General features: G+C 42.3%; 24 protein-coding genes and 1 pseudogene. 8 read left to right on the forward strand and 17 right to left on the reverse strand.

Annotated elements, in window-relative coordinates; genetic code table 11:
- Positions 1–389: 389 nt before the first annotated feature.
- A complete protein-coding gene (locus tag L3V32_RS07145) occupies positions 390–1226 on the reverse strand; it encodes a hypothetical protein (RefSeq protein ID WP_213963496.1) in 837 nt (278 codons plus the stop codon).
- 662 nt (positions 1227–1888) lie between these two features.
- Here L3V32_RS07145 and L3V32_RS26225 point away from each other — a divergent pair.
- Together L3V32_RS26225 and L3V32_RS07155 are read left to right on the forward strand one after the other, a co-directional pair.
- Positions 1889–2531, forward strand: a pseudogene (locus tag L3V32_RS26225) (IS4 family transposase); the annotation flags it as partial.
- A gap of 498 nt (positions 2532–3029) precedes the next feature.
- Complete coding sequence (locus L3V32_RS07155; RefSeq protein ID WP_054868429.1) at positions 3030–4373, forward strand: sigma-54-dependent Fis family transcriptional regulator; 1344 nt, start codon at positions 3030–3032, stop codon at positions 4371–4373.
- Between the two features lie 259 nt (positions 4374–4632).
- On the opposite strand, the gene L3V32_RS07160 is transcribed toward L3V32_RS07155, so the two are convergent.
- A complete protein-coding gene (locus tag L3V32_RS07160; protein WP_237284030.1) occupies positions 4633–5037 on the reverse strand; it encodes an EAL domain-containing protein in 405 nt (134 codons plus the stop codon).
- Positions 5038–5847: 810 nt separating this feature from the next.
- Between L3V32_RS07160 and L3V32_RS07165 the strand changes: the two genes are divergently transcribed.
- Genes L3V32_RS07165 through L3V32_RS07175 form a run of 3 tightly spaced genes read left to right on the forward strand, consistent with a single transcriptional unit; the run spans position 5848 to position 9732 of the window.
- Positions 5848–7533 carry a CHASE domain-containing protein gene (locus tag L3V32_RS07165; protein WP_237284031.1) on the forward strand — a complete coding sequence of 562 codons (1686 nt, stop codon included), beginning with the start codon at positions 5848–5850 and terminating at the stop codon, positions 7531–7533.
- Positions 7530–7958 (forward strand): response regulator, encoded by a 429-nt coding sequence (locus L3V32_RS07170; RefSeq protein ID WP_140203496.1) that lies wholly within the window; start codon positions 7530–7532, stop codon positions 7956–7958. The genes L3V32_RS07165 and L3V32_RS07170 overlap by 4 nt, the downstream gene beginning before the upstream one ends.
- Positions 7959–7974: 16 nt before the next feature.
- Entirely contained in the window at positions 7975–9732 is a 1758-nt protein-coding gene (locus L3V32_RS07175; protein ID WP_213967112.1) for a GGDEF domain-containing response regulator, read from the forward strand.
- A gap of 628 nt (positions 9733–10360) precedes the next feature.
- On the opposite strand, the gene L3V32_RS07180 is transcribed toward L3V32_RS07175, so the two are convergent.
- Complete coding sequence (locus tag L3V32_RS07180; RefSeq protein ID WP_237284032.1) at positions 10361–10675, reverse strand: hypothetical protein; 315 nt, start codon at positions 10673–10675, stop codon at positions 10361–10363.
- 485 nt (positions 10676–11160) lie between these two features.
- Positions 11161–11958, reverse strand: a complete 798-nt coding sequence (locus L3V32_RS07185; protein ID WP_064369710.1) for a hypothetical protein — start codon at positions 11956–11958, stop codon at positions 11161–11163.
- A gap of 236 nt (positions 11959–12194) precedes the next feature.
- Here L3V32_RS07185 and L3V32_RS07190 point away from each other — a divergent pair, with 236 nt between their 5' ends.
- Positions 12195–12428: a ParD-like family protein gene (locus L3V32_RS07190; RefSeq protein ID WP_213963499.1), complete on the forward strand. Its 234-nt coding sequence runs from the start codon at positions 12195–12197 to the stop codon at positions 12426–12428.
- 201 nt (positions 12429–12629) lie between these two features.
- On the opposite strand, the gene L3V32_RS07195 is transcribed toward L3V32_RS07190, so the two are convergent.
- The 13 genes from L3V32_RS07195 to L3V32_RS07255 form a co-directional block, all read right to left on the reverse strand.
- The gene (locus L3V32_RS07195; RefSeq protein ID WP_213963500.1) at positions 12630–13052 is read right to left on the reverse strand and encodes a hypothetical protein; all 423 of its coding nucleotides are present in this window, start codon (positions 13050–13052) and stop codon (positions 12630–12632) included.
- Positions 13053–13229: 177 nt separating this feature from the next.
- Complete coding sequence (locus tag L3V32_RS07200) at positions 13230–13652, reverse strand: hypothetical protein (protein ID WP_213963501.1); 423 nt, start codon at positions 13650–13652, stop codon at positions 13230–13232.
- A gap of 68 nt (positions 13653–13720) precedes the next feature.
- A complete protein-coding gene (locus L3V32_RS07205; RefSeq protein ID WP_213963502.1) occupies positions 13721–13963 on the reverse strand; it encodes a hypothetical protein in 243 nt (80 codons plus the stop codon).
- Positions 13964–13972: 9 nt separating this feature from the next.
- Positions 13973–14332: an ASCH domain-containing protein gene (locus L3V32_RS07210; protein WP_045608339.1), complete on the reverse strand. Its 360-nt coding sequence runs from the start codon at positions 14330–14332 to the stop codon at positions 13973–13975.
- Between the two features lie 22 nt (positions 14333–14354).
- Complete coding sequence (locus L3V32_RS07215; protein WP_213963503.1) at positions 14355–15041, reverse strand: glycosyltransferase family 25 protein; 687 nt, start codon at positions 15039–15041, stop codon at positions 14355–14357.
- A gap of 12 nt (positions 15042–15053) precedes the next feature.
- Positions 15054–15800, reverse strand: coding sequence for a hypothetical protein (locus L3V32_RS07220; protein WP_213963504.1), 747 nt, complete (start codon positions 15798–15800; stop codon positions 15054–15056).
- Positions 15801–15985: 185 nt separating this feature from the next.
- Complete coding sequence (locus L3V32_RS07225) at positions 15986–16234, reverse strand: hypothetical protein (protein ID WP_213963505.1); 249 nt, start codon at positions 16232–16234, stop codon at positions 15986–15988.
- Positions 16235–16453: 219 nt separating this feature from the next.
- Entirely contained in the window at positions 16454–16702 is a 249-nt protein-coding gene (locus L3V32_RS07230; protein WP_081048945.1) for a hypothetical protein, read from the reverse strand.
- Between the two features lie 13 nt (positions 16703–16715).
- Positions 16716–16964, reverse strand: coding sequence for a hypothetical protein (locus L3V32_RS07235; RefSeq protein ID WP_237284034.1), 249 nt, complete (start codon positions 16962–16964; stop codon positions 16716–16718).
- 119 nt (positions 16965–17083) lie between these two features.
- A complete protein-coding gene (locus L3V32_RS07240) occupies positions 17084–17623 on the reverse strand; it encodes an AlpA family transcriptional regulator (RefSeq protein WP_024703888.1) in 540 nt (179 codons plus the stop codon).
- Positions 17624–17710: 87 nt separating this feature from the next.
- Complete coding sequence (locus tag L3V32_RS07245) at positions 17711–18637, reverse strand: hypothetical protein (protein ID WP_237284035.1); 927 nt, start codon at positions 18635–18637, stop codon at positions 17711–17713.
- 137 nt (positions 18638–18774) lie between these two features.
- Positions 18775–19029: a hypothetical protein gene (locus L3V32_RS07250; RefSeq protein ID WP_140203153.1), complete on the reverse strand. Its 255-nt coding sequence runs from the start codon at positions 19027–19029 to the stop codon at positions 18775–18777.
- A 2-nt stretch (positions 19030–19031) separates the two neighbouring features.
- On the reverse strand, positions 19032–19400 hold the full coding sequence (locus tag L3V32_RS07255) for a hypothetical protein (RefSeq protein WP_180790734.1): 369 nt from the start codon (positions 19398–19400) through the stop codon (positions 19032–19034).
- Between the two features lie 262 nt (positions 19401–19662).
- Between L3V32_RS07255 and L3V32_RS07260 the strand changes: the two genes are divergently transcribed.
- Both L3V32_RS07260 and L3V32_RS07265 read left to right on the forward strand, forming a co-directional pair.
- Positions 19663–20298, forward strand: a complete 636-nt coding sequence (locus L3V32_RS07260; protein WP_237284036.1) for a hypothetical protein — start codon at positions 19663–19665, stop codon at positions 20296–20298.
- Positions 20299–20314: 16 nt separating this feature from the next.
- Positions 20315–20848: a PadR family transcriptional regulator gene (locus L3V32_RS07265; RefSeq protein ID WP_237284037.1), complete on the forward strand. Its 534-nt coding sequence runs from the start codon at positions 20315–20317 to the stop codon at positions 20846–20848.
- Positions 20849–20896 lie beyond the last annotated feature (48 nt).

Raw genomic sequence — 20896 nt, forward strand, 5'->3', positions numbered from 1 at the left:
CATGACCCACAATTAGAGCCATCCTACCGGCTTCGAAAGCCGCAATAAAAAGCCTCGCACTTGGCGAGGCAAGTTGTCTTTACAGAACACATACTCGACATCAACCGATGCAACTACTTAAGAGTAGCGCTATGTATATACCATTTTGCGTTATGAATAACGGCTTTCCCTGCAGTGGGAGTTTCGTTCTTATCGGTTCATAACTAGCAATCAAAAATACCAGACTTGCACCAAGCAGTTGTGCGATAGTGATAATGTCGAAATTTGTTAGCGCTATTGCCATCACCAGTATGTAGGCATTCAAATAGAACCCATCAAGGTGCTTTTGCTTTCTTGTTAAGAAGAAGTTAACGAACAAAATGATAGTGATAAGAGTCGCACTCGTTAAGTTAAAATCTCCCACTACCTCCTCCTATACCGTGTTTGCTTTCTTCAGTATTGTCACAGTACGAAACGTGGCATGAAGCGCATATGCCTGTTAATGAGCGATTTACAGCCCATGTAGCCGCAGCTGCAACAATGAATCCCACGCCTCCTGGTAATGCTAAAGCCAAGCCAGCAGCTGCCGTCAATCCCCCAACAATGCCACCTCTTACAATGTCACCGCCACATGCTTTATCGCTATCCCATGCGTTGCCAGACCCTGTTGCTGCTCCAGTTCCTATGATTACTCCTGGTCCCACTGCCATTGGGGATGAGCTCGCTAACTGCAAACCTTTTTGTGAAAATTTCTCATTGAACGATCCAATAAAAATTGGAGCTTCGTAGCCGATGGTTTTTACTCGAAATGGCTGCACTGCCTCACCAGAATCAAATGAAATGTTCTGCATCAAGGATTTATACCTTTCTTTTGCTGAGTTTGCAGAACTATCGTCAGCGATCACCAACTTTGTGAATATTCTGTAGAACCGAACGTTCTCTTGTGAAAGGAAATGTACACGGCGAGAGAAGGCTAGTTTAAATTTGCTCTCGCCCTGTACCTTTTTCACCTTCCCCTTTTGTGTGGAAACGTAAATAGGGGATTGAGTTAGGTTAATAACTTGGTCAAATACAGTCCCGGTTACACAATACTCATACCCAGCCGCACTCAAGTTCTTATCGTTCTTCCAGCCGGCATGAGATAAATTACAAAGCTCATTATTAAAAGCGTCTGCTCCGGCGTAACTGTTAAAGCTACACATTGATAAAACGAATAAAATTCCAACGTATTTTTTGTAAGACCCCACCCTAAAGCTCCATATGCTGACAAGATGTCATCATATAAAACCAATTACATAAACAATTCAATTTATATAAAATCAAACTAAAGTTTTAAAAATGAGTGATAATCATTTTCATTTAAATTATTGACTTGAAGATAAAGAACGGTAATGGGAGCCGTCAAGAAAATAAGGGATTCTTGGGGCACTAACTATTTCAAAAATGGTTATGACACACTTATCTCAATGTTGCTTGCACAGCCTTCGTGGCAGATATTAATGTGAATTAAAGTGTCATGAAGATGCTTTTTCCCGCACATCAATTTGTTCTAAGAGCATATCAAAATCTTCTCTGGTAACTATTTTCTCGCTGTTCTCATTCAACACGGTCACCATTTGACCGACGGGCGAATTTAATGCGTCTAGCTTTTCCGAACAAATGGACTAGGCGTACATCGGCGGTAAAGTGACTTGCTTGTATGGCATCGTCACTCCTCCTTTTCTTTCTTAGCCCTCTGAAATACGAACATACGACAAAATCGCTTGGTGAACACACTTGTGAAATTGGCCTCAAAACTCAGTTTTGGACATTTACGTTTTAGAAATATTGCTAAATTAGCAAAGTTTGAATTACTAAAAGTATGGAAAAAGTCTCTTACGAGAGTCTTCAATATCACTGGATCAGAGCAGGTCGTGTCGTCACGCTTTATGAGCAGTATTTGAGTACAAAAACTACAACTCACCCAAGACCTATCAGCACTTTCTTGATAAGTTTCAATCTCTGCAACTCCAAGGCTGCACGCCTATCATTATCCCCGACGCTGGCTTTAGAAATACATGGTTCAGGCAAGTCGCCAACAAATGTTGGTTCTGGCTTGGAGATGTATGTGGTGAAGTATCGATTAAGTGTAATGAGGGCTCTTGACAATGGAATAAAACGTTTTATCCCCAAGCAACAGATAAGTCGCTATTTTTAGGAGGAAACCAACTTGCTAAGCGCTCACCGCTTCAGCACTTTGCTTACTTATACAAAAGTCGCCCCAAAGGCAGAAAAGCCCATCGCCATAGTCGAACCTGCCAAAAACACTCGGCAGGAAAAGTGTTCTATAAAGGAGTGAAAGAACCTTGGCTTCTGGTGACCAACATTCCCATCATGTGCTTAACGGCATTCATATCACCCGTTTGTACGCAAAAATAATGCAAATTGAAGAGTCGTTCCGAGATTTAAAAAGTCCAGCCTACGGGTTGGCGCTACGTCATAACCGGACACGTTGCACCAAACGCATAGATATCTTGTTGCTCATGGCATTGATGACCGAAATCATCATGTGGGGGTAATTTCGAGGGGATCCGCCAGAGCCTTGTTAAGATGTGAGGTACGTAATATTAATGCTACGGCTTATCACTCCAACAACTAAACTCTACGCGAAGGCAAAGCTGTACGCGTTTTAATTCACTCTTAAACGACTTTACATGCGTATTTTTCCAACTGCGAGTACTAAACTTTTTGTACGATCACGTTGGGTTAAATATAAGATTTCTACGGCGTAAAATGGACTTGTTTTTCTTGCAAGGACCAACTCATTTAAGAATGAACCCATAAATCTTTACCCAATAAAGGCACTACAATACTAACTTAGATTCACACCTTCTATATCCAATTGTAATACAACATTCGCATAACGCCGCTTTTTAGGGAGGTGGCAACATTATATTAGTTACCATACTACCGATCATCTCCAAAATATATCAGAAGCATTCATGCACATCGTCTTGTGCACTTAGAGCAATCCAACTATATTACCTCATCACAGTAAAGAGGACATTTATGTGTCGATGCCAAGCCTGTTTCTAAGAATACAAGATCCATCACTTAAAAATGCCATCGCTTCTTGCCAGGAACTGAACAAATTTCGTCTGCATGACATCAATGCCGCAGACCAATGGATTGAAGATTTCCTACAACTCAAACCGGAAGTTGCGATTGTTGAAGCCACCCACTTTACTAGCGCAGATTACCAGCGCCTTTCTAATATCGAAGACATCTACGATATGGACTTGATCATCATTAGCTCTGGTGCTCCAAACGAAAATTTGGATAAGCTGATGAACTTAGGTGCAATTTTTCACTATAGAAAACCCGTCGATATTGCTATTTTGACGGACACCCTAGGCGAAGTCAGCCAGTACTATCAGCAAAAACAAGATCAAGGACGTAAAGTGTCCACTAGCGATCTCGACCAATTTGGCCTTTTGGTGGGTTCCTCATCACCAATGCATCAGCTCTATCGCATGATCCGACGCGTCGCAAAAACAGAAGCTAACGTCCTCATTGTCGGAGAAAGTGGCTCAGGTAAAGAGTTAGTGGCACAGACCATCCATTTAGCCAGCGATCGTAAGCAACAACCCTTTATCGCGATTAACTGTGGTGCGATTAGTCCAGAGTTGGTCGATAGTGAACTGTTTGGCCATGAAAAAGGCGCTTTTACCGGAGCGAATAAAACTCACCAAGGTGTATTTAAACAGGCAGAAGGCGGCACGCTGTTTTTAGATGAAATCACCGAGATGCCTATCGAGCATCAAGTGAAGTTATTGCGGGTGCTAGAAACCGGAGAGTATCGCCCAGTTGGCAGTAATACGGTTCATATCGCTAATACTCGCATCGTTGCTGCTACAAACCGTGATCCTAAAATCGCCATTGAGGAGCAGTTCCTGCGTGAAGATCTGTTTTTCCGGTTATCGCATTTCCCATTAACGATACCGCCACTGCGAGAACGAGGCGGTGATATCGTCGGTCTGGCCAAGCACTTTATTGCGCACCGCAACGCCAATGAGGCAAAAACCAAAACGATTCTTGACTCTGCGATCCAAAAAATCGCTGTACACAATTGGCCAGGTAATGTCCGTGAGCTCAAACACACGATCGAGCGCGCCTTTATTTTGGCTGATGACACTATCAGAGATGAACACCTGATCTTCGACACACCACCATTGGAAACAGGCACCAGCATCGAAGACCTTGTTCCGGCGGGCGTCTCGCTAGAGGAGATCGAGAAAGCTGCCATTATCAATACCCTTGAAGAGAATCAAGGCAATAAAACGGAATCAGCGCAGGAGTTAGGCATTAGCGTGAAAACACTCTATAACAAACTCGAAAAGTATCAAGACGAGTAATTTACTGTGAGCAAATTATGAAACACCTACCATTGTATTGTTATGGTAGGTGTCGAACTAAGACGACACTTCAGCAATTTAAAAGTTTAAAAGGGTCTGTAGAGCGTTTGAGTACTATTTATCAATCGTTAACCCGAAAAAATAGAAATTCCAGTAACGTTGCTCGTAGCCAACAGCAATCATAGGCTTAGTGACTTTTTATTGCCCCTCGAGTGTTGGATGCCACTTAGTCATCGGGGGAATAAGGCTTTCCTATTACCTAGATAAGCAACCTAAAATTAGGCGGCGGTAGGCATTCAAAACCTGGCGATGCAATCAAATAACCTTGAACTAAATCGATATCCAAGGACTGGAGAAATGTCATTTCTTCTAGAGTTTCTACTCCTTCAGCCAATACGGAAACTCCAAGCTGCTGAAACATACTGACGCAGTTTTTAACAATAATTTGACGACTAACAGAAGAGTTAATGTCACGAATTAACCCCATATCAAGCTTAGCAACATTGGGTTGAAGGTCTGCTAATAAACTTAAACCGGAATGACCAGCACCAAAGTCATCAATGGCGGTTAAAAAACCAAGCTTTTGATAGTACTCGACAATATTTTTCAGATGTTGAGTATCATCACATTTAGCTTTGGGCTTTATATCCATCTCTTGAACCATATCCCTTTAAACCTTCACGATTTTAACGCCCTTTTTGGGTAAACTAAGGGTAATATATCAGCCTATGACGTTAACTACGGTACATTGAGATCTCATAATTGGTTTTTAATAAAAATACTTCTCCACTAATTTCGTATAACTTCATTTCAATTCCTTGTATATTAAGCTTTGTGATCAATAACTAAAAATTATAACGACGTATCTGATTAAGCCGGTTGGAAAGTACTTCTGTAGAAGTTAAGTTAGATACCCCCGACTTTGCTACAGTTATTTTCAAACTATGTCAAAGTCTACGCTTCTTGTTTGTATCGCTCTTTTTTACCTTCCCTTACCTCTACCTTAGCCTTAAACCTCAAGGCTAAGGTAGAGGCCTAAAAAATTTATTTAGTGCGGTATTCAGTACTAAGAGGAAGACAGAATCGGCGTGGTCAATGTTCGACTATCCCTTCCTCATCCCCCCTAAAGCTCAGAGAGTTACGGTTGCAAGCCCGCTAGTCACTTATTTTTTAATCATGAAACCGTGGTCACTAATGATAAGACTGCTCAGACCATGGCGACTTGTTTTCGCGTAACCTATTGAAGAAACGAAACCACCCATAAAACCAAACAAGAAAACATAAAAAAAACATATTTGCATATAATTTAATAATCAATTATGTTGATTTACATATAATAATTACAAAGGTCAGTTAAATTTTGACGATAACTTTATTGACTCAACGGGCAAGTACACTCCATTGGTATCATTGGCTTGTACTTTTTTTGTCAGCCGTGCTCACTCTTACCGCTTGGGCGGTAATCTCGAGTCAGGTGGAACAAAAAGCAAAAACTCAATTTGATTTTCAAGCCCATCAGTTGGTCGAACTCGTACAAGAGCGGATGTCGAAATATGAGGAGGCACTGCTCGCAGGAGTGTCCGCCTTACATATGTATCAAGCGCCTGCCTCAAGAGCAGACTGGAAAATTTTTGCTGACCAGTTTGATGTCCCTCGACACTTTCCAGGCATCAACGGTATTGGTGTTATTCACTACGTTCCTGATAACAAAATAAAGCGGTATTTAGAATGGCAAAGAAAGCAACTGTCTGAATATGTGCCGCATCCAGCTCGAACTGCTTCCGAATATTGGCCTATTACCTACATTGAACCAATGCAAAATAACCTAAAGGCCGTGGGACTAGACATGGCACATGAAAACAACCGATACACCGCAGCCAAAAACGCCAGATTAACAAATACAGCCACCATCACTGCTCCAATTACCTTAGTTCAAGACTCAGAAAAGGCGCCGGGGTTTCTGTTTTATGCCCCCTGGTTTTCTGATGAAGTTCCTGAGTACTACGGTGATGCAAAAGATGGTTTCTTAGGTTTAGTTTACGCCCCATTTATTGTAAATAAATTGATGAACGGGACTCTCTCTGGAGACAAACGACTCGTGAACTTCAGTCTCTATGACAATCAAGAATTGCTGTACAGTGATCTTAATGTGTCAAACGTGAGCCATCATTCAGATCCGCACTTTACACAAACTCTAGAGTTGAATATATACGGTAGAGTTTGGACCTTCGTTATTCAAAGTTCGCCATTGTTTGAAGCGCAGCAAAATACCACTCAACCTCTGCTTATTCTTATCTTCGGTATTATCGTGGATGTCTTGTTATTTATACTATTTCTCATGTTGGTTCGTGAAAAAGAGCGAGTCGATGAGTATGCAAAGCATTTAACGAAAGACTTGCAATTGCGCACTGACAAGTTAGAAACGGTCACAAAAGACCTTCAAGCCAGGAATCAAGCATTGCAAGAGGCAAATAGAGAACTTGATCAGTTCGCCTACGTGGCCTCTCATGATCTGAAAGCCCCTTTACGCGGCATTTCCCAACTAGTGACTTGGTTAATCGAGGAGTTATCGGAGTTTTTAACCCCTCAAACAGAACAATATGCATCTTTGCTGAGCAACCGCGTGCATAGGTTGGAAAGACTGTTGGATGATTTGCTCGCCTACTCTCGTGTGGGGCGTAAGCCTGGTCAGCTAACGACATTTAATCTCGAGCAATACTGTGAAGAGACATTAGAACTGATTTCTCCCCAACGTAAGATCTCTTTGGTTTGCCACAACCATATCGGAGAGTTTGAGACATTAACGACACCTCTTGAATTAATACTTCGTAATTTAATCAGCAACGCCGTCAAACATCACCACAAGGAAATAGGAACCATTTATGTCTCAGGAGAGGATATCGGAGACATGTATCAGTTTGTGGTTGAAGATGATGGACCAGGGATCCCAGAACAATTCAGGGAGAGAGTGTTTGAATTGTTCCATACCTTACAACCGAGAGACACTGTTGAGGGAAGTGGTTTAGGTCTTTCTATTATTAAGAAAGTTCTGGATTTATACTCATGCCATTATTCTATTGACTCTAGCTCACTCGGAGGATGTGCTTTTCGTTTCTCATGGCCCAAAAATAACCCCGTACTCGTTAAGGAAGCCTCATGACATCCCCTGAATGTAAACCTGTTAATATTCTCTTAGTTGAAGATGATGATATTGATGCAATGGGCATCGAGCGAGCACTCAACACTTTGAAGTTACTTAACCCTATTTACCGAGCTAGAGATGGAATAGAAGCCTTAGAATGCTTGCGAAATGGGGAAATACCTCCCCCTTGTATTGTGCTTCTCGATTTAAACATGCCTCGAATGAATGGACTTGAATTTCTTGGTGAAGTGAGAAGAGATGATGAGCTCTGCTCTCTAGTGATTTTTGTGCTAACCACCTCGAGAAGAGATGAAGAAATTACGGCAGCGTATAAAAAAAATATAGCAGGTTACATGGTCAAATCTTCGGTGAGCCAGGACTTTAATGAAGTTCTTGCTTTTTTAGATAACTACTGGCGCATCGTAGAATTACCAGTTCAATGACTCATGGCGGCAGCATATGAAAGTATTAATTATTGATGACGATACCATCGATAGACTTGCAATTAAGAAAACATTGCGTAGTACAGATTTGCCTATCTCGATAATAGAAGAAGCGCAAACTGCTCATGAAGGGTTAGACAAAGCCCTTAAACAATCTTTTGATATGATTTTACTGGACTATCAACTGCCACCATCAACGGGGATGGAAGTGCTCATTGCACTCAAATCAAATTCGGATTTTTCCACGTCTATTGTCATGCTCAGCCATAGTAATGACGAAGAGTTGGCTTTGAAATGTATTGAGATGGGTGCTCAAGACTTCGTGATGAAAAATGAAATTTCTTCGATCCGCTTGAGAAGAGCGATTATCATCGCAACAGAGCGCTACTTTTTAGAGCAAAAGGTACTCGAGACTCACACTCAGCTAAAACAACTGGCTGAGACTGACACGTTAACAGGGGTATTTAATCGACACTTTTTTGATGAGCGCTTAAAGAAATTTTTACTCATGGCTTCACGCAGTCAAGCACCTTTAGCGCTCTTGCTCATCGATGTGGATCGTTTTAAAGACATCAATGACCAATATGGACATGTCACGGGAGATCATGTTTTACAGGAAGTAGCACAAAGACTTCAAAGCAACACTCGAGATAGTGATTCTTTATTTCGTATAGGAGGTGACGAGTTTGCAGTGATTGCAACTAACTTAGCGTCTGAAGGGCAGGTTGACTTAATTGTACGACGTATACTCTCTGCGTTTGAAAGTAATTTCAACATTGACCAGCAATGTATTGAAGTTTCTATTAGCATCGGGGTAGCCAGTTATCCTGAGTGTGCTTCAAACTCATTAGAATTGAGAAAGTGTTCGGATATCGCGCTATACAGGGCAAAAGAGAAAGGTCGAAAACAGGCACAGTACTATTCTAAAGCCTTTCATGATACGGTTGATCAACGTTTACGCATTGAAAGTAACCTTAAGCAAGCCATACAAAAAGAGGAATTCGAATTACATTATCAACCTCAATTTGACAAATCAATGCGACTTGTTGGCGCCGAAGCGTTGATTCGTTGGTATCATCCAGATCTGGGCTTCGTCCCACCAGACGTATTTATTCCAATTGCAGAAGAGTCTGGGCTCATTGAGAATATTGGTGAATGGGTGATTGAAACGGCGATTAGGCAAATGTCGATATGGCGAACAGCATGCTTCTTTCCTGAGTCTTTTACGTTAGCAGTGAACCTTTCTCCGAAACAACTATCCGCTCCTCAACTGGTCGAAAGGGTTGCTGCATTTTTGCATTTGTATGGAGTCGGTGCTTCTCACATTGAGTTTGAAATTACTGAAAACTGTTTACTCCCGAAAGGCAACGCTTCGAAAACGTTAAACGAGCTCAGTCGGTTAGGTATTCAAATCGCCATTGATGATTTTGGTACTGGCTATTCATCCTTATCTCATCTCAAATATTTTCCAATCGATATTATCAAAATTGATCGCAGCTTTTTAAAGGATATCGAAGTTCACACTTCTCGGCAGTTGTTTGAAGCCATCTGTGCATTTGCACGCTCACTTAACTATGAGATTATTGCTGAGGGAATAGAAACTCCTGAGCAACACAGAGCTTGTAACTCTATGAATGTGTCAAGAGTTCAAGGATTTAAATACTCCAAACCACTTACCGTAGAGAGCTTTGAAAAGAGGTATTTACTCAAAGTTTGGAGAGAGGGGGTAGGAAAAGAGATCCGCACCGTCAGTTTTGGACACCGAGTTAAGTAAGTTGGACCGCCACCGATCTCCTAGACAAATTTCGCCTATTCTTGGAATTTACCCCCGTAATACCCCCGTAATACAACACGGGGGGTTACCTAGAAGAATGGATAAGTTTTTGTAGGGGAAAAGCCCATGAAAAAGATGTGAACGAGTGAAAGGTCTACCAAATAATGGGGCATAAAAGAGTTAGAGCCTAGCCTGGCTAGACCTTGAGTCGAACAGTGACAGATTGTCATCCAGATTAAACCAAACCTCTATTTCATGCGGTGACTTTGTTTTTGCTCGCTGATTTTGTCGGTAATTTTTAGCTTGAGCATCATACGTCTTAGGCACAGGTTGGACGCCTTACAATATGTATCCAAAAATACTAATCAAAGATTTCAGTAGAGCAATAGAGACTATCAAAACCAAGCATAATCGGAGCAATTTATACTGAGTATCTATTTCAATTAATGTCGTAATATGCATTGATAACCCATTATGCCAACAATATATAATTTCAATAGACCAACAAATTATCGCTAGATATAAGAAAATATCAGAAAATTCATTTCTAATGAGAAAAAGAATGAAAAATATAAATGTAAAAAAAAGTAGTATCTTTCGTACGTTCATATATGTTAGCTATAATTGCCTAACCTAGGCAGTCTAGTTTCTGACTTACAGCACTTGGAGAGTAATCATCAGCATGCTTACCTGCGAATGCTTTCAATGTCTCAAGAGTATCTTGGCCAAAGGTTTTACCGAAGGCTCTCGCAAGCATTATATCAGACATTTTCCCACCAATGAGTGAAGCGGAGTCATCTTGCCATACATCTCCATTTGCCATGTCTTTTGCTAGGTCAGCAACTGTCAAAGCATTTACTAATGGAGCGTAAGATACAGCTTCTGAAATCACTTCTACTCGCTCTTCAGCAATATCAACTTGAGTCTCGGCAATCTCTTCCATATTTTTTCCCATAACCATTGCCCAATTATTAAACCTAAGTCATTAACACTGGCTCGGGTAACGTATCCCAACGAATTTATGTGTAACTAAAAAGAGTCGCCTTAGTGCGACTCTTTTGTTTTATGGCTTTGCTAGCTTTTCATTCGTACTGTCTGACGAGATTTAAGGTCAAGGAGCAAATCACTTCGTGAAGGTAGGCAAATAATTGTTTATCAAAAAAATCAAATAGAAGCCATTTAATACAGAAAACGAAACATCAAACCTTGCGCTTAACTTCCTCTTAAGCCAAGGCAGTTCAAACAAGGAAACTAAAGCGCAACATACCAAAGCTTGTAATGTTGTATCTAAGCGAGTTAATGAAAACATTATTAGGACTATCGCCAAATATAAGAACAACCACGCTCTTTTCTTAAAGTAGTCATTATGACGTAGGCAAATAAACTGTATTACTACAATCAAACAGGCAAGCAAAAATTGTACGTGCATTAGTGCCTACCACTGTCGGTTTCGCAGGTACTTTTGTGACACTGGGAGCAAACTGCTGTCAGCGATTTGTTGACGGCTGCCATTGCAATTGGCGTTACAATGGCTCCCGCGCCAGTTGCGAATATAGTTGCGCCTAATCCAGCGGTCACACCACCAATAAACATCCCTCTCACGATGTCACCACCACATGCTTTGTCTGCATCCCACGCGCCTAATCCACCAGCTCCAGCACCACCTATAATTGCTGGCAAAACGGTTCCCCAAGCTCTTTGATTGTATTTAGAGCCAAAGTCATCAAGAATCCCTCCCATATAAATAGAAGACTCAAATGTTATTTCTTTAACCCTAAATGGCGGCACTTCCTTCCCCTTTACTTGAGGCAAGTTTGAGAGGTTAGATTGATAATTACGTTTGGTTTCTTTCCCATTCCTCTCGCTACCCACTACCAATGCATTGCTCGTGCGATAGAACGCTCCATCAGTCTCAGTTAACAGAAATACCGTCGATGAAATTCCAAATGATTCAAAGATACTCTGCCCTTCTATCTTAAAGACCTTTCCTTTATTTGGGCCTAAAACAGATACGTAAATTGGCGTTTGCATAAGGTTTACCACTTTCTGATACGCGGTTCCTACAACACAATATTCATAACCTCTTGCGACATGGTTTTTACGATCTTTCCAGCCTAATGGAGCTACATTACATAATGGCCCATTAGGTTCAAAAAACTGTTTTCCTGCTTGGGTAGTACCTGCGAACAATATTAAAAACAAAACAACACAAATTTGCTTTAACACTTACTTTTCCTTTTATAGATATGTATTAAATCATTGATTGCAATTGCAAATGAGTATTGTTATCAATTAATGATGGATATGCAACAGCACAAACTTAATTAATTGAAATTCATGTTAATGGTCACACAATAATTCACTTGACAGATATGTCGCGGGAAATCAGTGTTTAACCAATTGATACACCAGTTAAACCGCAAGATAATTGGCGCACCTTTGACGAATGGAGGCGAGTTTAAGTGACGACGACTGTAAATCTAGATAGCCAATTGGTCGCTTCGGCTCAGGCTAATGCAGCTAACCGCAGTGTGGCAGAACAAATCGAGCATTGGGCGAATATAGGGAAGGTGATGGAAGAAAACCAAGATTTGCCTTATGAGTTTGTACGCGAGTCGCTGGTGGCGCGAGACGAAGTGAAGAACGGTGATGTGACCGTCTATCATCGTAAAACCAACAAACCATATAAATACTAAAAAGAGTCGCCTTGGTGCGACTCTTTTGTTTTGTGGGGTTGTTAATGTTTCTTTCGCGCTGTCAGACGCGATTTTAGCGCTTTTGAGGTCATAGTGCGCCCATTGTTCACGTCACTATGAGATATCACCACCAGCGCAAGCAGAGCTCGGTTTTCTTGGAGTTTTTGGTCTGTTTTCATCGTCATTATTGAATCATCGTCATTATTGAATCTGTAACGGTACATTAAGGAACGTAGCCAGCTCTTGCGCCATTTGCTCATCAACAAGGTCATGCCAATAGGTAAATCCATTGAACGTCATCGAGAAACGAAACAGCTCAGTAAAGTGGTCTGTTACCTCAAATTCTACGTTCACATCCTGCGGCGCGGTAACTGTGCCAGCTCCGTATAGATTCAGCAGCCATGTTCCTGTTAATGGGTTAGGCTTCACCAGTAGTGCCTTATGGCCACCAGCAAAGAACAGAGTAATGCGCTCGATGCCTGATTCCTTGGCCTCTCTATCTTCTTGGGCTGCCCGTTGTCTTTCTTGGGCTAGGTTGAACTTGTCCATGACTTTTTCTAGGCGGTCAGGTGTCATGCTGGTTAGCTTGTCGAGTACCTTGTCCAAATCAATCTTGTCGTTCACGTTGTTTTCCTTGCTGGTGGCGTTGTTTGAGCTACACATTAACAGCAATTGGCGGGTAAAAGTAGTTGTTGAATCAGGGTTATAGGTGTAATAATAGCAAATATCGGAGAGTCACTACCGTTAAGTGTGAAGTTAAAAAATAACACCGCCTCGATGGGCGGTGTTTTGCTATTTGGCTTATAGTGCGTTTGAGGTCATTTCTAATAATTCTTTATACCTCTCATTGAATTTGGTGGCCGTAAATTGACTACCTAGAATCTCAAATGGTTTTTCTGATTTAAATATGTTTAGTAGGTATTCTTTGCCCGCTTTTGTTTTGGGTGCGTAAACCGCTACCCGCGCACTAGGGCATGACTTAATCATGTTTACCAGTCTGCCGTTAATCTCCAATTTCATGTCCACATCGTCGAAATCAAAACAATCCTCGGCGCGACCAAAAGCCAAGTCATGCTCGCCTACATTAGCTGTTATGTTTAAGTCTGCCGATGCAGCTATGATCATTGCATTCTTGCGCTCCCAAGTAAGTGGGTTTATATCTGCTGCATTGGCTAACGTAGGAAATAACATAGCCAACGATAAGAGTAATTTGGTTTTCTTCATTGTTTACCTTGTCACTGATTAGTTATTGATATGACCACCAGCATAGTGCCACTGGTGGCGCTTGGATTTTAAAGTAGAGCGACCGACACTTCGCTATTTCTTGCTCTCTTGACCGCCTTGGCCATTTCTTCCTTAGTTGTCGCGTAGCTGTCATAGAACTGGTCAAATTCCACGGTGTTAGGGTCGAAAGGGTTTTCCATACCGCAGCCAGATTGCGCCACCATGCGCCCTAGTTCCTCGGCTGTGTCGTACTCAAACACATAGCCTTTGTACTCGATCATGTATTTGCATTTCTTCCACCAGCGAGCCATTTTCAACTCCTAGATATTTACCCAAATTACAGCGCCTACCTTGTGCTCATAAGGAATTGGTTCAATGCGCTGTACGTTCTCCAAAACCCAAGGGCAACGCCATTTAGCCAGCTCAGGCATAGCGTCATAATCGACCTTATGTTTATCAAAGTTGGCCATCAATTCTGCATGCGATAGAGGCTCTAAAGAGTCGGTTAAGTTCGCTAGGCCAACGATTAAACCAGTGCCCTGTTCAATTAGGGCAATGGTGCCTCGGATTTTGGTTTTGGTAGAGCGCATTTCCCAAACCTTTAAGCCAGCGAGGATAAGATGAATCCACGGCTTTCTTATGATCAATGCGCGTGTAACTTCAATGCCGTTGATTAACATGATTGGTCTTTGAAGCTTTCCGTTAGTATTGGTACTTGATTTTGTTGATTGCTCTGAATAGCAGATTAAGCGGATTGTAAGACGCTTTGCCTCGCCTCACGTTCGCTATGCTTGTTGCGTTGCTACGTCTTATGGCTACGCCAATATTGCTGACAAACCCAAACAGGCCGGATAACTTAGGCGTACCCATCCAGCGGTCTACAGGTAAAACCATGCCCGTTTTGTTGAGCATCGATAGCAATACGTTGGCTCGACGCGGAGTTATGCCATAGCAGCGAATTGGAAACGCCTTTCGCAATGGAATATCGCTAAACAGTGTTGGTCTATCTGGATGCAGCTTGAACTCGTAGTCGGTAAAGGAAACGAGGCCGCAATTGTTGATTTGGTTGCGCACTTCGTCGCTTAGTAATATCGATGCGTCACGAACGAAATCAGCGCTATCCTCGATGATGATCCCCGCTTCACCAGATTTGGCAATGCGTTCCCAAGCCATAGCGTGTGTTTTGAATGCGCCGAACTCGCCAAGCATTAACGCTTTCTTTCTATAGCGCAGCGATTTACGGGCGTATTTCGCTTCTAGTTCCTTTAAGGCTTCCGTGCCTAGTGATTCCACAAATTCAAAGTTAACGTCCTTAAGTAACTGTTTCATGAACTTAACTCTTTCCTTGTTCATGGTCGTTAGTACGTAAATTTTTATTTGCTTATTCACGGTGATGCTCTCTTACAGGTAGTTCTCTCTCAGTGCTAAGGTTGTTTTTTCGGTATTGGTGTACGTGTTGCTCTCTGCATCAAAGGCGATTGCGCCAGCGTCCACCAGCTCATTAAGCTCTTTCTCTGTAGCGGGTTCGTCTAGGTCGAGTAATGTTGGGTGCCAGCCATCGTCACGTTTAGCCATCTTTGAACCGTTATCGATAAACACCAACCATTCCGCTTGTCGGCTGGTGGTGTTGAAATGCTTCGCTAGCGACTCGATACGGGTTTTGTAATAGAAGTCGGCCTTAAGGGTTGATGTGTTGCGAATAAGCGCGCCAACCGTTGCAGGATCGCTTTGAGTTGGCGTTGAGTAGCGCATGTATATGTTTTCTCGGGTTTGATTCAAGATTTGCTCATTAAGCTCTACACCGCCCTCCGCTGCGATTCTTCGGATTAGCCCGTCTAAGTCGCCATCTGGTGCGTCAATTTGAATAGCAATCCAGCTAATTTCCTCGGCTTGTGTTGCGTTGTGCTTATCAGGTTCGCACTGAATTGCCAGGCTACCGTTGATCTTAGCTTTAGGGTCAAACTCGATAATGTCATATGGTTTGTTGCTGTCGATTAACTTCGGCTCTGGATGGTAAAGGCTGTTGCCTTTAGGTAGGTACTCGACCGTGCAAAAGCCTAGTGTGTAGTTGCCCTCTTGGCCGACTTGTTTGGAGTATCGGCGTAGGTCAGCAGAAAATGTGTAACGTCCAACTTTATAGACAATCATTAGGTAACTCCCGTTTCTAAACATCCCCTTTAACTACAAAGGGATTAGGAACGAAATTAATATACCACTTCAATTTTAAATTCCGAACACATTTAGTATAAAGAGGCATAAAATATGCTCATTTTATAAATCTCTGTCTATTTTTGAGCCAAAAAAAGGCGCACCATTAAGGCGCGCCGTGTGGGTTAGGTTGGGAAGTTGACCACGATTGGGATTATTAACTCGGCGTAGTCACTTAGAACCATTAGGAACAGGCCAAGATCAACGTATAACACTAGCTTTCGCAGTTGTTTGGTTAACTTGGTCAGGTCACTAACCAGTTCTTTGGAGGTTTTGAATGCTTCGATAGAAAGTTTAATTCTTTCAATGCGTTCAGGTGTGGCCAACTTATAAACCGCAATGGCCATCGCGATAAGACTTGATATAGTTATCATGCTTTTCTTTCTTTAATCTAAAGTTAGAAAATCGAAATACGCGCGTCAATGGCCAAGCAAAAATAGTTGAAAAAAAGTGTCCAGCACTGGTCAAAAGTGCCTTAAAAATCAAAAATTGGTGGGTTAGTTTCAGTTCTATAGAGAAATGAAACTAAATTGGGTGAATTCCGAACAGGATAATCAATGAGCAGTTCGGTTTGGCCGAACAAGTGGAATATATTATTCCCCGTTAATGCCAAGCTTAATTGATACGCCTAACACGTTCGCCAGCGAGATAAGCGAGGATAAAGATGGGTCATTAGGTGGCTGTAAGGTGTTATCCATGCCTTTGGCCTTGGCGATAGCGGCTAAGGCATCTGCAATTATCTCGGGTTCGCCAGTGCTTGCTGCTTCATCGAGATAGGCTTGGATAGTCTGTTGGTCGGTTAGGTAGTCGGATGCGTCAAACTCTTTTAATTGAGTCGTCATAAGATCAACCTCGTTATTGGCTATTGGCCACACTGAGCGCGGTAAGACCGCTAACCTGATTAGCTTGCTGCATTGCGCTTTGAACGGCTTCACTGTATGAGTCAGCTTCTCGGTCGAACTCGATACGAATTTCGCTGCCAGATGCCGATACAGTGCAATCATTAGCACCAACCTCAAACAGCGCATTAGATAGCTCGCAAAGCGTGTCTGCGTTCATGTCGCCTTGGAACTTGGCCACCAGTGCAAAATCAAACTCTTTCAATCATCAATCCTCTTTTTAAGCAATTAGTGGCATTTTAGCTTCAACCATAAAAAAAAGCCACCAGCGATACGCTGGTGGCAACTGAGACTTTATTACTTTATGGGTATTATTAGGTTAGTTTAGATATTGATGAGTAGGTTTGCGTACTTATCGCTATTCTTCATCAATCTGGTTTCTAGGTGATGGTTAATTACATCCATCATACGAGCGCGTTCTACTAGCTCGCTAGTAACTTTGCCCTTTTGGTATAGCCAATCTGCTATGTCGCTAAGCCTCCAAAGAGGATCTTTCTTTGAAGCTTTGCGTACTGGCACAGGGAAGCCGCCGCCGCCAAATGTGCCCTTTTTGTATTTTGCTAGTGTGCTTTTCTTAACTCCGGTGAACTCCGCAGCTTCGCCCAAACTCACAAGGTCGCCCTCAATAGAGATAACCTGCAAGTTGTAGCCATCTACCGACTCCACATCCTTGATTGCTTGTGTTACAGCTTGAGCAAAGGAATCTGCCTCTCGCTCAAATTCGATATATAGCATTTCATCAACAGACATAACCGCAGCGTCAGAGCAAGCGCCCTCATACAGTTTGCGCGATACATCAAGTAGGTCGTTATCGTTTGTGATATTGATATTGCCGATATTCAAGGTGAACTCATAAATGCTCATCGAACTCTCTGCTCTCTATCCATGTATACAATTGTGCCTATACTACCAATTAGACACAAAAAAGCCACCGTGCTGGTGGCTTAATGGTTAACTGTTTTCCACCTCATCTAACGCTTCCATCAGAATTTTTGCTGTCTTAGCGTCATTGTTATCAAGAGCTTCTTTAATCTGAGCCTTTAGTGCAGTAATCGCAGCATTGTCGTTTTCGATTGTGGTACGAACGGTCTGTCGAATCGCTTCTTCTTTGGCAATTCTTCTAACCTTGCTTTTCTCAAGCTTATCAGCCACTTCTTTGCGCTTTTCACTTAGCTTATTCGCACTTGGCTTTAATACGTACTTCCAAGTCACATAGCTTCCACCAAGAACCGCTATGACAACCATAATCAGTATTAGAGCATTTCTTTGGTTCTGAGCATCATACCTAACATTGAACTCGGCTTTCGCGCCATCATGAATAGCGTTGTAGGCATCACGGTATCCAACCAAACGAACGGACTTAACAATTGAATATGTTGGGTCGCTCTCAATCAGACCTTTTGGAACCTTAACTTGTTTAAGGCCATCCAGTTTAATTAGCTTGTCATCGGATATTTGACCATACCCACTCACCTTAACAACAGGATCGGACTCTTGAGATAGCGAGCGAACAAACGTCTCCTTTTCTCTACGACTATACGTATTCCAATAATTGTTAGACTTGGCACTCGTTTCTCCATAGCTAATCGTAACGGTATAGCTATGGCCAAAGCGCGTTCTTGAGTCATCTGCCATAGTGCTACGAACATAGGCGCTGTTGTCGCAGTTGCTTTCCTCGTAAGATGCGAAAATACGGAGCTTATCCCATTCAGGGGCGCAGTATCGAGATATAGTCAATGTCGTATCCTCATCTATCTTCCAGCTGTAAGACGATGAGCGGTTCTGTTCTGCGGGTATATCGATAACGTCAGTCTTAGCCATTGCCAAAGCTGGCACTAACAGTAAAAGCGAAGCAAGTTTAGTTTTGTAGGGCGTCATTTCTGTATATCTTTTGGGTAGTTAGGGTGTGCATAATACACCAGAGTTTATAACTGCATCTATCCGTTGGCGTTCATCTAAAGTGGCCGTAAATCAGGATAGGGATGGCCACCAGCTAACTGGCAGCCAATGGAAAGTTAATAGCCGTTTGCTTTTCGTGGTAGCTTGGCAATCACCGCCAACACTTCATCACATAGCGCTTGGGTCATCTTCATAGGGTCAATGTCGTTAACGTTCACTAGGTGGCGAACGTCACGAATATCCCGAGCCAATTTGCAGCATTCTTGCCACTCTTTGAGCTGGTCAGTAACAACGCCATGTATCCTGGCAAACTCCGAATTGCTTCGGAAATTTGCCTTAATAAATTCGTCCAATGGGTAGATCGTCAGCATCGTTAAAACTGTTCTGCGTACAGCTTTGTCATCTTCAGAAGGTGGCTAATATTGCGTAGCTGTTGATCGTGGGTTTCTTGCGTTTGGTCATCGTCCAAAATCAATGACTGGATGGAGACATCCCAATCAATGCCCTTTTTTTCAATCAAGTAAACCGCATCAGCTAGATAGGTTAAAAATTGATATTGAGAATCAATCTCCGTGTAGCTTTCTTTTGCTTTGTAAGTAATCTCATCAAAATAAGCAGAGAGTGAATCCCAAAACTTAACACTGCTACTTGCTGTCGTTTTCATCTCATAAAGATGACCGACACGTAGTTTGCTGTCAGTGAAAAGTCGTTTTAGCTGGTGGGCGTATGTACCTCTCTGCATTAGCACCATATCAGGGTTAATTAGTGGATTAGTGCTGCAAAATCCGTGAATTAGATTCATTTCTTAAACGGATCCGACTGTTTGCTTGTGGCGTAATCTAATCCCATTTTTGGATTGTGGCAACAACCTTTAATTCCGAACACGAAAATCAATATCAATATGTATTTTTTTGATATTAAGAGGTAAATTAGCTATTGCATATCTTAATTTTGATGTGATAGTCTCACGCACCATTCCGAACACGCTTAATCATTTGTAGAAAATGACCATAAAAACGTTCAATACCAGCAAAGGCACTATTGCCCTGTCTAACCACGGAGCAACAGTATCGATGGCCATTAGCCGCAACGCTAGCGCGGTAGCGAACGTGTGTGTGAGTTGGGTGTTAGGGAGTGCAGATGAGGCGAAAGCCTTTATTGAGGGCGCAGACGAAAAAGCGATACGAAATGAAATGCCTCGCTTTTCCATGTGTGCAGATGTGGTTAAACAACTAGACAAGGCACTGGCCAATGGCAATTCCAAAAAACCAGTGAGCCTACTCATAGAGCTTATGGAAGCTCTACCGCTAGATGGAACGGTCTACGAAATGCCACTACAAGTAGAGTTTATCCCGCACGATGAAATCTACATCGGCTATTTCGATACGACCGTCATTGACCGCATGCAAGGGCTAGGAATTATCACGTTACTTGGGGTGCATGATGATGAGCGACAAGCTATCAAACTCAATGAGCGTGACGATTTTCTAGCAAGCTGGTCGGCGGGAGTGAGTGAGGCTCGCAACGGCTCAGATCTGCATTATGCAGACTACAACAACCAATATGCGTTTACTGCCAGATATGAGTATCTATGTCATGGATTTATTGACGATGACTCGGGCAAAATTTGGCATCAATAACAAAAGGTAACTAACTGTGAATTTGGGTAATCTACTTCTAGCAATTCTTGAGCAGAGAACACAAACAGGCTATGACCTAACAAACCGAACAATGCCAGAATCTGGAGCATGGCAAGCAAGCCACCAGCAAGTGTACCGCGAACTCGGTCGCATGACGGAAAAGGGCTTAGTGTCACACGAAATTGAAGAGCAAGACGGTAAACCAGACCGTAAAAATTACAGCTTAACTCAAGACGGAAAACGTGTTCTTAACCTTTTACGCAACGAATCCATATGCAATGATCTGTCTATTATTCGTAGCCCGGCATCGGTAATGCTAGAAATCGGCAGCGAGAGCTACTTCAAGTCATACATTGAAAAACTCAATCAAGAAATCACTCAACTTAAAGAGAAGCTGAACGCGCACCAGAAAGAGAAAGGCGTGTTCTGTGACAACTTCACACTGCATGTAGAGCGCGATATTGATATGCGCAAAGCAGAGCTTAAGTTTGCCGAACGTTCGTTATCTATGATCACTTCCTCAAGCGTTGCTATGGAGAGCGCTGCGTGAAACCTCGATCGTTTAGTTGGCTCGCCATCCCTTAAGCGAGCTAAAAAG

Source organism: Vibrio sp. J2-4, assembly GCF_021728155.1.
GTDB lineage: Bacteria > Pseudomonadota > Gammaproteobacteria > Enterobacterales > Vibrionaceae > Vibrio > Vibrio diabolicus.